At 31.3% G+C, this 14,905-nt stretch carries 16 protein-coding genes; 11 read left to right on the top strand and 5 right to left on the bottom strand.

Features of this window, described 5'->3' with window-relative positions:
* Window positions 1–57: 57 nt before the first annotated feature.
* The 3 genes from rpiA to zapA form a co-directional block, all read right to left on the bottom strand.
* Entirely contained in the window at window positions 58–750 is a 693-nt protein-coding gene (rpiA, locus tag CF66_RS04525; RefSeq protein WP_052541680.1) for a ribose-5-phosphate isomerase RpiA, read from the bottom strand.
* A gap of 89 nt (window positions 751–839) precedes the next feature.
* Window positions 840–1,427: a 5-formyltetrahydrofolate cyclo-ligase gene (locus CF66_RS04520; protein WP_034411858.1), complete on the bottom strand. Its 588-nt coding sequence runs from the start codon at window positions 1,425–1,427 to the stop codon at window positions 840–842.
* A 58-nt stretch (window positions 1,428–1,485) separates the two neighbouring features.
* A complete protein-coding gene (zapA, locus tag CF66_RS04515; protein WP_016503942.1) occupies window positions 1,486–1,767 on the bottom strand; it encodes a cell division protein ZapA in 282 nt (93 codons plus the stop codon).
* A 385-nt stretch (window positions 1,768–2,152) separates the two neighbouring features.
* Here zapA and ubiH point away from each other — a divergent pair, with 385 nt between their 5' ends.
* Window positions 2,153–3,310 carry a 2-octaprenyl-6-methoxyphenyl hydroxylase gene (gene ubiH / locus CF66_RS04510; RefSeq protein WP_034411883.1) on the top strand — a complete coding sequence of 386 codons (1,158 nt, stop codon included), beginning with the start codon at window positions 2,153–2,155 and terminating at the stop codon, window positions 3,308–3,310.
* 23 nt (window positions 3,311–3,333) lie between these two features.
* A complete protein-coding gene (locus CF66_RS04505; RefSeq protein WP_034411857.1) occupies window positions 3,334–4,551 on the top strand; it encodes an FAD-dependent 2-octaprenylphenol hydroxylase in 1,218 nt (405 codons plus the stop codon).
* 78 nt (window positions 4,552–4,629) lie between these two features.
* On the opposite strand, the gene ygfZ is transcribed toward CF66_RS04505, so the two are convergent.
* Window positions 4,630–5,613: a tRNA-modifying protein YgfZ gene (gene ygfZ, locus CF66_RS04500; protein ID WP_016503945.1), complete on the bottom strand. Its 984-nt coding sequence runs from the start codon at window positions 5,611–5,613 to the stop codon at window positions 4,630–4,632.
* 112 nt (window positions 5,614–5,725) lie between these two features.
* Between ygfZ and CF66_RS04495 the strand changes: the two genes are divergently transcribed.
* Complete coding sequence (locus CF66_RS04495; protein WP_034411856.1) at window positions 5,726–5,995, top strand: FAD assembly factor SdhE; 270 nt, start codon at window positions 5,726–5,728, stop codon at window positions 5,993–5,995.
* Here CF66_RS04495 and nadB read toward each other — a convergent pair.
* A complete protein-coding gene (nadB, locus tag CF66_RS04490) occupies window positions 5,992–7,608 on the bottom strand; it encodes an L-aspartate oxidase (protein ID WP_034411854.1) in 1,617 nt (538 codons plus the stop codon). The genes CF66_RS04495 and nadB overlap by 4 nt on opposite strands.
* A gap of 392 nt (window positions 7,609–8,000) precedes the next feature.
* Between nadB and CF66_RS04485 the strand changes: the two genes are divergently transcribed.
* From CF66_RS04485 to acpS, 8 genes are all read left to right on the top strand, one after another.
* Window positions 8,001–8,471 carry a SoxR reducing system RseC family protein gene (locus CF66_RS04485; RefSeq protein WP_016503948.1) on the top strand — a complete coding sequence of 157 codons (471 nt, stop codon included), beginning with the start codon at window positions 8,001–8,003 and terminating at the stop codon, window positions 8,469–8,471.
* 75 nt (window positions 8,472–8,546) lie between these two features.
* Window positions 8,547–10,340: a translation elongation factor 4 gene (gene lepA / locus CF66_RS04480; RefSeq protein WP_016503949.1), complete on the top strand. Its 1,794-nt coding sequence runs from the start codon at window positions 8,547–8,549 to the stop codon at window positions 10,338–10,340.
* Between the two features lie 73 nt (window positions 10,341–10,413).
* The gene (gene lepB, locus CF66_RS04475) at window positions 10,414–11,286 is read left to right on the top strand and encodes a signal peptidase I (protein ID WP_034411852.1); all 873 of its coding nucleotides are present in this window, start codon (window positions 10,414–10,416) and stop codon (window positions 11,284–11,286) included.
* Window positions 11,287–11,323: 37 nt separating this feature from the next.
* Entirely contained in the window at window positions 11,324–12,004 is a 681-nt protein-coding gene (gene rnc / locus CF66_RS04470) for a ribonuclease III (RefSeq protein WP_016503951.1), read from the top strand.
* The gene (gene era, locus CF66_RS04465; RefSeq protein WP_034411851.1) at window positions 12,001–12,954 is read left to right on the top strand and encodes a GTPase Era; all 954 of its coding nucleotides are present in this window, start codon (window positions 12,001–12,003) and stop codon (window positions 12,952–12,954) included. Before rnc ends, era begins: the two co-directional genes overlap by 4 nt.
* Window positions 12,955–13,048: 94 nt before the next feature.
* Window positions 13,049–13,774, top strand: a complete 726-nt coding sequence (gene recO / locus CF66_RS04460) for a DNA repair protein RecO (protein ID WP_016503953.1) — start codon at window positions 13,049–13,051, stop codon at window positions 13,772–13,774.
* The gene (pdxJ, locus tag CF66_RS04455; RefSeq protein ID WP_034411847.1) at window positions 13,771–14,508 is read left to right on the top strand and encodes a pyridoxine 5'-phosphate synthase; all 738 of its coding nucleotides are present in this window, start codon (window positions 13,771–13,773) and stop codon (window positions 14,506–14,508) included. The genes recO and pdxJ overlap by 4 nt, the downstream gene beginning before the upstream one ends.
* A gap of 3 nt (window positions 14,509–14,511) precedes the next feature.
* The gene (gene acpS, locus CF66_RS04450; RefSeq protein ID WP_016503955.1) at window positions 14,512–14,892 is read left to right on the top strand and encodes a holo-ACP synthase; all 381 of its coding nucleotides are present in this window, start codon (window positions 14,512–14,514) and stop codon (window positions 14,890–14,892) included.
* The last annotated feature ends 13 nt before the right edge of the window (window positions 14,893–14,905 follow it).

Below are 14,905 nucleotides of genomic sequence, written 5' to 3'. Positions count from 1 at the left end.
AGTAACCGATGACTACAATTCTCCTATTTTTAATAAAAACTAATGTTTATTTAAATATTACTGATAGGAAGTAGTATTTATTTTTTTTATTGCTAAACTTTTAATTTGTACACCTTCAGGTGTACCGGTAATAATTATATCTGCACCTCGGTTAGCAAATAGTCCTACTGTTACAACACCTGTTATAGCATTAATTTGATTTTCTAGTGATTTTGCATCATTAATTTTGAGATTGTATACATCAACAATAACATTATTGTTATCAGTAATTGTTCCTGCTCGGTATACTGGATCTCCACCAAGTTTTAATAATTGGCGTGCGACGTAGGAACGAGCCATAGGAATGATTTCAACTGGAAGGGGGAAATTGCCAAGAATATTAACTAGCTTAGTTTTATCGACAATACAAACAAATGTTTCTGAAATAGCTGAGATAATTTTTTCTCGAGTTAATGCTGCTCCACCTCCCTTAATCATATCAAAGCTTGGGTTAATTTCATCTGCACTATCAATATAAGTATTTAACTTAATAACGTCATTACAATCAAATACTTTGATTCCTAAAGATTTTAACTTTTTAGTGGAGATATTAGAGCTCGATACAGCCCCTTTAATTTTATCCTTAACTGAAGCTAAAGCATCAATGAAGTAATTAACTGTAGAACCTGTGCCAATTCCGATTATGCTGCCTTCTTCTACGTACTTTAATGCTGCTACAGCAGCTGATTTTTTCATTTCATCTTGTGTCATGCTCATTCTCCTAATTTCTAATGTGAACGGTAATCTACATAGTTCTAAAATTAGATGATGAATGAGTTTAGCATTGTGGCTAGATTAATCTAGGGCTTACATTGCCAGATTTGGCTTGGTGTCACTATTTTAGTTAAGGGCATATCCCAGGATTCTATTGAAAGTTTATTGCTATACTGAAAATCATAAGCAAGTCCAATTAATGTTGGTGAAACATCTTTTATTTTAGCAGCTTTAAATGTTCTGTCGTAATAACCGCCCCCCATACCAATCCTATAACCCAATGCATTAAAGCTAACTAATGGAGTACAAATAAGGTCTAATTGATTTATTGGTCTTATAAATTTTTTTTTAAGTTTTGGCTCTAGAATTCCATATCTATTTTTAGTCATTAATGTATCTTTTTCATAAGATAGAAAAAGCAGATGACCTTCAAGAAAAGGATGTATCACAGGTAAATAAGTTTGTTTCTTATTTTGCCAAAGCCATTTCACAAGTGGAGTCGTATCTATTTCACCATCAAACGAAATATATAAAGCGATATGCTGGCAATGAATTAATTCTGGTAAGGTTAAAAAACGAGCAAGCAGATTAAAGCTTGCTTGATATTGCTCATTTTTGCATAGTAGATTACGTTTAAAACGAATTTGTTTCCTTAGATTTTGACGTGAAGACATAGTCTAACTAACCTGAAACAGTTAACATCCTCATAAATGAGAATCATAACTATGAATTTTATTGCGCCAGGTTTACTTTACAAAGCGCATTTTCTAATGATTTTGCCAGTAATTTTATTCGTTCTTTAATTTTATTGTTTTCCTGTAATTCATAGCAAACATTCAAAGCTGCAAAAGTTAAAAGCTGTACCTCATTAGTCACTTTAGTACGTTTTATCATTTCTTTCAATCTATTGTCTAAATCTTTTGCAGCTTCAATAAGAGAATCTTCTTGCCCAGATGGACAGCTTACTCGGGTTAGTTTACCTAAAATTTCAACGTTTACTGCTTGATTACTCATATCGATAAGCTCTTTTTTTATGCTATTGTTAAATTAATCGGAACGCTAGCAATATAACTGTTGAATCAAAAACTATAAAAAAATCTCCAGTAACATTCAAGTTTTTCATTAAAATCAAGATAAAAATATAAAATATACAATGAAAGGTCAATAATACAAGCTAGTTAATTAATAGAAAAACGAGTTCTAGTCTCTTTAATCGAGGATAAGTAGTTAATCGTTTTTGTACTTAAATTGACTAAATAAATTTAGAATTGTTAGTTTTATTTGTACATTATAATTTCTATAAATTAGTTAGCTTTAAAATTAATTTTTTAAAAAAATGCATTTTTATCACATATTTTTTAAGGATTCCTAAAGTTGTTAATAAATGAGTGTTCAGTCTATGAAAAAATTTGATGTAATAATTGCTGGCGGTGGAATAGTTGGAGTAACTTTCGCCTTATCACTTAATGTATTAAGTAACGAAAAATTCTCTATCGCATTAATTGAGCCTTTTAAAAATACCCTAAATCGTTCTATTGCTTTGTCACATGGAACGGTAGAATTAATGAAAAAATTTAAGCTCTGGGAAGCTATTATTGATATTGCAACACCTATTAATCAGATCCAGATTTCAGAACGTTCAAATTTAGGTATAGTGAATATTTGTACCGAAAACTATTTTATTGACGCTATAGGGTATGTAGTTGAGTTGTCTCATGTATTAGACATTTATTATAATCGGTTAAAGAAAATGAATAATATCGAATTATTTTTTTCAAAATCAGTAACTGGTGTTAAGCAAAAAATAGATAAAGTAAAAATTATTCTAACGGATTCTAAACAGCTAACAGCAAAGTTATTAGTTGCTGCTGATGGTTCTATTTCTGCTTGTTGTAAAAAAATTAGATTAGATTATCAAGAATATGATTTTAAACAAGCGGCAGTAGTTGCTAAGATTATTTCAAGTGAAAAAAATAATGGTATGGCATTCAAGCGTTTTACTAAATCTGGTTCCATTGCATTGCTACCAATAAGTAGCAATAATTTCTCTTTAGTTTGGTGTTTATCTCCAAATTTAGCAAGAGAAGTTATGTTTTATAATGAGGAGAAATTTTTAGATAGTTTACAAAAAGAATTTGGTTGGTATTTAGGTAAATTATTAAAAGCTAGCAATAAAGCTACTTATCCTTTGTATTTAAGGTATCAAAGAAAAAATATTTCTCATCGTTTTGCAATTATTGGGAATGCTGCTCAAACATTACATCCTATGGCAGCTCAAGGCTTTAATTTAGGTATGCGTGACGTTGCTAGTTTAGCCGAAGAAATTATATCATCACCTCATGATATAGGTGATTATGATAACTTGATACGTTTTAATAAACATAGAAATGCAGATAGACAAGCTACAATTAAATTAACTTCAAGTTTAGTCAAACTCTTTGCAAGTAATTCACTGTCAATAAAAATTGGTAGAAGTGTTGGTTTATTTGCTATAGAGAACATTTTCTTTTTGAAAATGTCTTTATTACATCGTATGTTAGGTTTTGTTAATCATTAACTTTTCTTTGGAGTAATTCACAAATGATTCAGAGTGTTGATATTATCATTGTAGGTGCTGGAATGGTGGGTTTAACACTTGCAGCTGCTTTAAAAAATTCAGAACTTAGAATTGCATTAATTGATAAAAAAGTGCCAGAAACTTTTTTAGATGCAACTCCTGATATTCGTGTATCTGCTCTTAACTGTTCTAGTATGACTATTCTTAAAAACTTAGGTGTTTGGTCTGATTTTTTGGAAAAACAAATATTCCCGTATTCCTCAATGGAAGTATGGGAAAAGGATAGTTTTGCACATATTGAATTTAATGCAAATCCATTAATTTATCCTAATCTTGGATATATAGTAGAAAATAGACTAACTAGGATTTCTTTGATTAAGACATTGAAAAAACAAAGAAATGTTTATTTTTTCATGTCGACTGGTTGTTTCTCAATAACTATTGGAGAACATGAAGTTTGGCTTACATTAGATAATGGAAATATTCTTACTGCAAAATTACTAGTAGGTGCTGATGGTGCTAATTCTTGGATCCGTAAGGAAATGGATATTCCCTTAACATATTGGGATTATGGGCACAACGCAATTGTAGCAAATGTTCAGACTCAAAACGATCATGAATCTATAGTTCGCCAAATATTTACCTCACAAGGAACTTTAGCATTTTTACCTATATCCAATGAATATATAAGTTCTATTGTTTGGTCAACAGACTCTGGTCGTGCAAAGCAATTAGTATATATATCTGATGATGAATTTAATAAATGCTTAACTGAAGAGTTTGATGCGTATTTAGGATTGTGCCAAGTAATTACTAAACGTGTTATCTATCCACTTAGAATGCGTTATGCCAGAGATTTTGTGGTTGAACGTGCAGCATTAATTGGTGATGCCGCCCATACTATCCATTCATTAGCAGGACAAGGTGTCAACTTAGGTTTATTAGATGCTGCTAGCTTAGCAGAAGAAATATTAGCTTTATCTAGGAAGGGAAAAGATTTTGGTAAAAGGAGAAATTTACGTCAGTATGAACGATGGAGAAAAACCGAGGCTGTGAAAATGATTGCTTTAATGCAGTCTTTTAGAGATTTATTTCAAGGTAGTAATCCTATTAAAAAATTAATCCGTGGTTTTGGGATGGAATTCACTAATCGATTTCCTTATATAAAAGATGAAATTATAAGGCAAGCTTTAGGAGTTAAAGGTAATTTGCCTAAATTGGCTACTAGTTTTTTAAAATAAAATAAAACTTCTTTAAGAACGTTAGTATAGGTTTCTCTTTCTTTGATTAAGTAAACTAAATATTTAAGAATTTATGTTTTACGTAGTTTCTTGTTTTTTATCAGGATAGTAAGGTAATGGTTGAATATACCAAAACTGATTAGGTTGTGATGTTAAACGAAACTTTGTATTGATACTAAGATCTTTTGGAGCTACCAATAATCCAATTCCATAAGAATTTTCAAACTGATAACTTTCTAATAGTTGTCCTGCTTTTCGCCAGTTTTTACCAATTGCACGATCCAGTAGAATACATTTTTCCGTTTCTATCGGTTTTTCTACTGTTCCTTTAAGTATATACATAGTTTTTTTATTATTTCCTCGATATTTTGATCTTGCGATGGTTTCCTGACCAGTATAACAACCTTTAGTAAAACTAATTCCATTTAGTAAATCTAAATTCACTGACTGTGGAATATAGGTGTTTTGTTGCCCTTTTTTGATAATTGGTAAACCAGATTCAATATCAAAACGTGTCCAAATAGTTCCGTCTGTTACTATAGCATCAGTATTAGTAAGTAATACTTTAGCTGATGCTTTATCGACTAGTAATAACCATCGTTTATCATCAATTTTTATTGCCGTTCCATTTTTTATACTTCTAACATTGGTATAATCATCTGAGATGCAATCAATAAAATTTGTGGCTTGATTGCCAATAATACCAAATAAAACTTCTTTACTTTGCTCTATGCGAACTTTAGAAAAAACAGCATATTTCTGCATTTCAGTTAATGTTTTTGGAATACTTGAAATATGCTGAAACATTGCATAGCCTTTTTTATGATGGAATAAACGGAATATACTCCATACTTTCCCTTTTGCATTACAATAGGCACCTAATGTTGATTCATTTTTTGTTAATTTTATTACATCACAAGTAAGTTGACCTTGTAAATACGATTCTTTCTCTCTTCCTGTTATAGTTATGCAACCCCAAGAGCTTAGGTAACTAATAATTAAACTTGGTAAGTTGGTTTCAGTTTTAAGAGATAGTGGAGTGAACGAATTATACCAGTCCATATATTTAACCTAATACTATTTTATTCATTAAAACTACTCATAAAAAACAATTGAATTTAGAATGATTTCTTGATAATAAACATGCTGTTTAAACCCTTTTAAGAGTAACATGATGAAAAATTTCTATACTAGAAGAGAAAAGTCTCGTATTGAGTGGGCGTGTCGTCGAGGAATGTTGGAACTTGACATTATTATTACATCTTTTTTTGAAAATTGTTTTGATGAACTTACTCAAAATGAAAAACGTAGCTTTGCTACATTATTGGAATATTCTGATCCAGTTCTTTTCTCTTGGATTATAGGATACAGTCGTAGTAAAAACTTAGAGCATGCTTTATTAGTCGATAAAATCATTTCTTATAATTTAAATCAAGGATATTAATATTTTTTTTTCTTTTTTGGTATCAAAATAGTTGGAGCAGTATTATTCTGTAGTTCTGGGTAATCAAGTGTATAATGTAATCCTCTGCTTTCTTTTCGCTTCATTGCACATTGCACCATAAGTTCTGAGACTTGAAGCAAATTACGAAGTTCTAGCAAATTATTTGATACTTTAAAATTGCTATAATATTCACATATCTCTTTTTGAAGTAATTCAATTCGACGAAGTGCTCGTGCTAGGCGTTTATTAGTTCGAACTATCCCCATATAATCCCACATTAGCAAACGAAGCTCTCTCCAATTATGTTGTATAACAATTTCTTCATCTGAACAAGTTACTTGACTATCATCCCATTCAGGTAATTTTTTAGGCAATTCTTTCTTTCTTAATTTTTTGATAATTTCTTGTGAAGCAGACCAGGCATATACAATACATTCCAGCAGTGAGTTAGAGGCTATTCGATTTGCACCATGTAGACCAGTATAGCTAACTTCTCCAATTGCGTATAACTGACTTAAATCAGTTTGTCCTTTTTGATTAACTATAATACCTCCGCAAGTGTAGTGTGCAGCCGGTACGATTGGTATGAGTTCTTTTGTCATATCAATGCAAAGATTCTGTAAACGAATATGAGTAGAAGGAAAATGTTTTTTAATGAAATCAATAGATTTATGGGTGATATCTAGATACATGCAGTCTTCTCCCAAACGCTTCATCTCGAAATCAATAGCACGTGCTACAATATCTCTCGGTGCTAATTCAGCTCGTTTATCAAACTCAATCATAAAACGAGTACCATCAATCCTTTTTAAGTAAGCACCTTCCCCACGTAATGCTTCAGTTAATAGTAAATTTTTTGCCTTAGGGTGAAATAGGCAAGTAGGGTGAAATTGATTAAATTCTAAATTTGCTACGCGACATCCTGCACGCCATGCCATGGCTATCCCATCTCCAGAAGAAATATCAGGGTTTGAAGTATACTGATACACTTTAGATGCACCGCCAGTAGCTAGAACAATAAATTGTGCACGAATATTTTCTACATATTCATATCTTCTGTTCCAAATATAAGCACCGACTACCTTGTTATGTTCTCCGCCTATTTTATCTTCAGTAATCAGATCGATCGCATTGCAATATTCTAATATAGTAATGTTAGAATGATTATATGCATTATTTTGTAAGGAGTTTTGCATCACCATCCCTGTAGTATCAGCAGAATGGAGTATTCTTCGGTGACTATGACCTCCTTCTTGTGTAAGATGATAACGGGGTTTTTTTCCATTATTCTCTTCACGATCAAATAGAACTCCATTATCTATTAACCATTGCACACATGGTTTAGCATTATTGGCAATAAATTTTACAGTATCATCTTCGCAAAGGCCTGCTCCAGCAATTTTTGTATCCTGTATATGAGATTCAATACTATCTGATTCATCAAATACAGCAGCAATTCCGCCTTGTGCATAATAAGTAGCACCTTCGTTAAGTGAACTTTTACTGAGTATAATAACCTTACCATATGGGGCAACTTGTAAAGCTAGAGATAGACCCGCTGCTCCACTACCTATCACTAATACATCACATTGATGTTCACGGTTTATATTCATAAATTTATTAATAACCTGTATTATAATTAACTTAACCGATTGGAAATATTATGCAAGAATCAAACTATCATGATTCTGTTACAAAATTTTAAAATGTCAGTCCTTTTTAAAATTAGATATCAAACGGAGAAGTCATCTTGATAATAATATATATTCTTTAAACTAGATTTAATAGAATCGTTTCAAATTTGTATTAAATACTGATACTATCCAACGGAAAAATCAATATTGAATATTATGAGCTTAATATTCTTGTGATGCTTAGTTATAGAAAAGTTTTTTTGCCTATTGGTATATAATCAAATTAATATATCAAATATAAATAAATTTATTTTATTCCTACTCAGAGTAAATGTTCCCTGTATACTTAGAAAATAGGAGATTTTATTAAAATGGCAAAGGCACTCGCTACTGTAATTGAGGTTGAGCTTTTTGATGTAAATTATAATGCTAAGTTACGTTTTCAAAAAAAACCTAATTGTTTTAGTTGTTTGTCAGAAAAAAGTTGTGGGTTTAAAGTCCTTTCAGAAACTATAGGTAATAAATATTTCTATTGGACAGTAGTGACTTCAAAACCTGTTAAGGTAGGAGAAATAGTCGAAATAGCTTTTCCAGATAGAAGTTTATTTCAATTAGAGATTATTATTTATTTTCTGCCAATATTATTTCTTATCGTTGGTTCACTAACTGGGGAGTATTTATCTCCTTCCATATTGATAAAAGCTGAATACGCAAGCATATTATTCGCATTATTCTTCTTCATTTTAGGAATAGGTTTAGCAAAGTATTTTTCTTTTCTTAAAGAAAAAACATTTCAAAATCAAGTTATTTTGTTGAGAGTATTAGGAAAATTAATTATTTAAGTTGAAAATTTTGTGTGTTTTTTTTAGAAATTTAGTAAAATCTTTATATAAATCCAGTCTAGTTATCTGAAATCTATGAAGCATATTCGTAATTTTTCTATTATCGCCCATATTGATCATGGTAAGTCAACTCTTTCAGATCGGTTCATTCAAATTTGTGGTGGATTAAGTGAACGTGAAATGGAAAACCAAGTTCTTGATTCAATGGATTTGGAGCGTGAACGTGGCATTACCATTAAAGCTCAAAGTGTAACATTAGATTATTGTGCAAAAGATGGTAAAACTTATCAATTGAATTTTATTGATACTCCAGGACATGTAGATTTTTCTTATGAAGTTTCACGTTCTTTATCAGCTTGTGAAGGTGCACTACTTGTTATTGATGCCAGTCAAGGTGTAGAAGCACAAACTATTGCTAATTGTTATGCAGCAGTTGAACTTGGTTTAGAAGTTATTCCAGTTTTAAATAAGATTGATTTACCAGTTTCAGAACCTAAACGTGTAGCTTTGGAGATAGAAAAAATTATTGGTATTGATGCGATGGAGGCAACATATTGTTCAGCCAAAACTGGTCTAGGTATATCAGAAGTTTTAGAAACTATTGTAAAAAAAGTTCCTTCACCTAAAGGTAAGTTAGGTGCTTTAACGCAGGCATTAATTATTGATTCTTGGTTTGATTCCTACTTGGGTATTATTTCCTTGGTAAGAGTTAAGAATGGTATTTTAAAGAAAAAAGATAAAATTAAAGTAATGAGTACTGGACAAGTTTGGAGTATTGAAAAGATTGGTATCTTTACACCTAAACGGATAGATACTGATGCACTAAAAACGGGGGAAGTAGGTTGGGTTGCTTGTGGAATCAAAGATATTTTAGGTGCTCCTGTTGGGGATACTTTAACACACGAGAAATTTTCTAGCGAAAAACCACTACCAGGTTTCAAAAAAATAAAACCTCAAGTTTATTCTGGCTTGTTCCCTGTGTTATCTAAAGATTATGAAAACTTCCGTGATGCTTTAGGAAAGTTAAGTTTAAATGATGGTTCTTTATTTTATGAACCAGAAAATTCAGTAGCGCTGGGTTTTGGGTTTCGTTGCGGTTTTCTTGGTATGTTACATATGGAAATTATTCAAGAACGTCTAAAACGTGAATATCATCTTGATATTATTACGACAATCCCAACTGTAGTTTACCAAGTTGAACAAAATGATGGTATGGTCTTATATATTGATAGTCCAACTAAATTTCCGGCAGTAAATGATATTAAATATATTTTTGAACCCATTGCCCGTTGCAATATTTTAGTCCCAGCTAATTATGTAGGTAATGTAATTACCTTGTGTGTGGATAAGCGTGGCAAGCAACTGGATATGGTTTATTATGGTAATCAAGTTTCCTTGATTTATGATATTCCAATGGCAGAAGTCGTATCAGATTTTTTTGATCGTTTAAAATCAACTTCACGTGGTTACGCATCTTTAGAGTATAATTTTGATCATTTTGAAAAATCTGATATGGTACGAGTTGATATTTTACTCAATAACAATAAAGTTGATGCGCTAGCTGTTATCATTCATAAAGAACATTCGCAATCTAGAGGACGTTTTTTAGTTGAAAAAATGAAAGAGTTGATTCCTCGTCAGATGTTTGATATTGCTATTCAAGCAGCTATTGGCAATCATATTATTGCTCGATCAACTATCAAGCAGTTACGAAAGAATGTGATTGCGAAATGTTATGGTGGTGATGTAAGTCGCAAAAAAAAGCTTCTAAAGAAGCAAAAGGAAGGTAAAAAACGTATGAAACAAATTGGGAATGTAGAACTTCCTCAAGAAGTCTTTTTGTCAATTCTCCATGTTGGTAAAAATTGAACTCTTTGTATGAGAAATTAATGTGAAAAAATTAGTTGATATAGACTAATTTTTATTAGATAAGGTTAGCGTAATGGCACATACATTTTCACTCATTTTAGTTTTTATAACTTTATTGACTGGAGCAATTTGGATATTAGATCGTTTTTTTTTGAATAGGCAACATTTTCAAAAACATTCACAAAATTCTAGTGTATTGATTAAGGCACCTGTTCGACCTTGGTGGATTGAAAACAGTATTTCTATTTTCCCTATTGTCGCATTTGTTCTTTTTTTTCGTTCTTTTTTGTATGAACCTTTCCAAATTCCATCAGGTTCTATGATGCCAACATTGTTAGTAGGAGATTTTATTCTTGTAGAAAAGTATTCTTATGGTTTAAAAGATCCAGTTTGGCGTACTCAATTGATTAACACAGGCAAACCAGAACGTGGGGACCTTGTTGTATTTAAATATCCTAGTCAACCAAATATAGATTATATTAAACGAGTAGTGGGTTTACCTGGTGATACTATTCGGTATAGTGCCAACAAAGAAATTCATATTAAAAAGAAAGATGAAGTTCATTTTACTCAGATAAAGTTATTTAATTTTTACAAAAGTTCATTTATTCAAAATGGAGTACATTTATTTCAATTTGATGAGAAGTTAGGTGACATTAACCATCAAATTTTAATAAATCCGTTACGTAGTGATTATGTTGAGATATATGCAACTAGTAATGGTATTAATACATGGGTAGTTCCTGACGATCAATATTTTGTTATGGGTGACAATCGTGATAACAGTTCAGATAGTCGTTATTGGGGATTCGTTCCAAAAGCAAATTTAGTGGGTAAAGCAGTAGCTATTTGGATTAGTTTTGAGTTTGGACGTAATACAGACAGTATTTTCCCTCAGTGGATTCCAACTAATATACGTTTCCAACGAATTGGTAGGATTAATTAATCTGACTAATTGGTTATTTGAAATAAATTGAGAAAGTATGAATCCTCCAGTTTCTAAATTAGAAAGAAGAATAGGATATAAATTTACTAGCGATAACTTAATTCATTTAGCATTAACTCATCGTAGTGCAAATATAAAGCACAATGAGCGTCTTGAGTTTTTGGGAGATTCAATTTTGAGTTTTGTTATTGCAGATAATCTTTATTATCGTTTCCCAACAGTGAGTGAAGGTGATATGAGTCGTATGCGTGCAACCTTAGTTCGTGGTAATACATTGGCTGAGTTAGGTCGTGAATTTAAGTTAGGGAATTACTTAAAATTAGGATTAGGTGAATTTAAAAATAGGGGGTTTCTAAGAGATTCAATTTTAGCTAATGTTGTAGAGGCAATTATTGGTGCTGTTTATTTGGATAGTGATATTGAAATGGTACGTCTCATTGTCCTAAGTTGGTATCGAACTCGTCTAGAAGTAATTAAGCCAGGTATATCACAAAAAGATCCTAAAACGCGGTTGCAAGAATCTCTTCAAAGTAAAAAGAAACCTTTACCAATTTATACAATAATTAAAATTAAAGGCGAAGCTCATAATCAACAATTTACAGTATCTTGTAATATCGAAGGGATTAAGAATTTTATAATTGGTAAAGGTACTAGTCGTCGCAAAGCTGAACAAGAAGCTGCTAAAATAGCGCTTGGATTGCCTGAAATGAGCATATAAAATTATTTGAGGTTTATGTTTCATTGAAAAATAAAAAATCTAGTGTAAATAATCTACAGTATTGCGGTTTTATTGCTATAATTGGTCGTCCAAATGTTGGTAAGTCAACTTTGATGAACAGTATACTAGGTCAAAAAATCTCTATTACTTCTTGCAAACCACAAACTACTCGTCATCGCATTATTGGTATTGATACTGAAGAAAATTATCAATCAATTTATCTTGATACTCCTGGATTCCAGATTAAAGAAAAGAGCGCTATTAACCGTGTAATGAATCATGTAGCAAATAATTCACTGCATCATGCAGATTTGCTAATTTTTTTAGTTGATGCATTGAAATGGACTAAAGATGATGAGCGTCTGTTAATTAAATTAAAAAACTGCAATATTCCAGTAATACTTTGTATAAATAAAGTTGATTGTTTAAAAGATAGAAGTAGGGTGATGCTGCAAATGCAAGAAGTATCAATTAAGATGAATTTTACTACAATTATTCCCATTTCAGCAAAGTATAGTAGAAACATTGATATATTAAAAAAATATGTCCGTAGATATCTACCAAAATCCATGCATCATTTCCCTAGTAAGGATATAATACATTGTTCTCAAAGTTTTATGGCATCTGAAATTTTACGAGAAAAATTGATGCGTTTTACAGGTGATGAATTACCCTATTCTTTAACTGTAAAGATTGAAGATTTTGATTATAACACTGTTACTAGTATTTTATTTATTAATGCCCTTATTTTAGTTGAACGTAATGCTCAGAAAAAAATAGTAATCGGTAAATATGGAAAAAAAATTAAGACCATTGGTTCTGCAGCGCGGATTGATATGCAAAAAGCATTTAGTTGTCAAGTGTATTTAAAAACTTGGGTAAAAGTACAACTTGGTTGGACTAATAATCAAAGTAGATTATCTGAATTAGGTTATTTAGATTATTTATAAATACCTTTAATGTAATTAAGTAAAAAAACAGATAACTTAAATATGTTCTTAATAATTTGAATTTATCGTACTGGATTAGATTAAAGGTGATTGTTTGGATGAATTTCAACGTTGTTTTATTATACATCGTCGCCTGCATGGTGAATCTAGTTTAATCTTAAATATTTTTAGTGAGTTATATGGATGTATGACTCTAATATCAAAAGGTGTTCGTGTTCGTAAGCGTTCTAATTTGAAAGGTATTTTACAACCTTTTACTCCTTTGTTACTTTGTTGGTCTGGTAATTTTGGTTCATTGAAAACTTTGATTCAGGCTGAGCCTATAAGTATTGGATTACCATTATCTGGTATTAATCTTTATTCAGCGATGTATATTAATGAGCTTATAGGTCGGTTATTGATGCAAGAGGTAGCAATGCCCGGTTTATTTTATAATTATCTATCTGTTTTAACTAAACTTGCACAGGAAGATAACCCAGAACCGGCGTTAAGATGCTTTGAATTAGAGTTGCTCTCTGCTATAGGTTATGGAGTAAATTTTCTTTACTGTGAGGAAACAGGTTTCCCAATTAATCCTAACATGTTATATCGCTATTCTAGTCAGAAAGGGTTCATTATATCAATAATAAAGGATGATGCAACTTTTTTAGGAAATGAACTTCTTTTAATGAACAAACGCCAATTTATAACTAAAGAACAGTTAAGAGTAGCAAAACGATTTACTCGGATAGCATTAAAACCTCATATTGGAAATAAACCATTAAAAAGTAGGGAACTGTTTTTTAGAAAAAATTTATCTCATAGGAGTGTTAAAGAATGAATTCTGTATACTTAGGAGTTAACATTGATCATATTGCTACTTTGCGTAATGTAAGAAGAGAAAAGTATCCTGATCCTGTTCATGCTGCAGGAGTTGCTGAGAAAGCAGGTGCTGATAGTATCACTATCCATTTACGCGAAGATCGTCGTCATATTCTAGAGAATGATCTCTATCTTTTACGTCAGACTTTACAAACTCGTATGAATTTAGAAATTGCAGTATCAGATGAAATGCTTAAAATTGCTTTAAATGCTAAACCTGAATCTGTATGTTTTGTTCCTGAAAAACGTGAAGAATTAACAACAGAGGGGGGATTAGATATCAAAAAAAATTTCATCAAGATAAAAAAAGCGACAGAAATATTAACTTCTTCAGGAATTACAGTATCGTTATTTATTGATGCTGATCGTGAACAAATTAATGCAGCAAAAGAGTGTTCTGTTTCTTTTATTGAATTACATACAGGTCATTATGCTAATGCTCAAACAAAAAAAGAAAAAGAAGATGCATTAAAAAAAATTGCAATAGGAGCAAGTTATGCAAGTGAACTCAATATATCAGTCAATGCTGGTCATGGTCTAACCTATCATAATGTAAATCAAATTGCTGCTTTGCCAGAGATTTATGAACTAAACATCGGTCATGCAATTATAGCAAGGGCATTATTTGATGGTTTACAAAAAGCAGTTTCTGATATGAAAACGATTATAAGAGCATCTAGGGAATCACACTAAAGTATGGCAATTATAGGTTTAGGAGTTGATATTATAGAAATAAAAAGGATAGAAAAAGCGTTGGTTCGTTTTGGAATGTCATTTACGCATCGGATTTTAACAGATTTGGAAGTTGAAAGTTATAATAGATTAAGACGGAAAGAAAGGTTTCTAGCCAAACGTTTTGCAGTGAAAGAGGCAGCAGCGAAAGCATTGGGGGTAGGTGTTGCTCATGGAGTTTCTTTTCATGATTTTATTGTTAGTAATAATGATAGCGGACAGCCTATTTTAAAGCTAATAAATAAAGCTGAAGAGATAGCTTCATCTATCAATGTTGCTTTTAATCACATCTCTATCTCTGATGAATATCATTATGCTATGGCAACAGTTATCTTTGAATCATAAGTTTTGAAATATC

It is taken from the genome of Candidatus Photodesmus anomalopis (assembly GCF_000731785.2).
Lineage (GTDB): Bacteria > Pseudomonadota > Gammaproteobacteria > Enterobacterales > Vibrionaceae > Vibrio > Vibrio anomalopis.
This window is presented reverse-complemented; position numbering and strand designations above follow the sequence as displayed.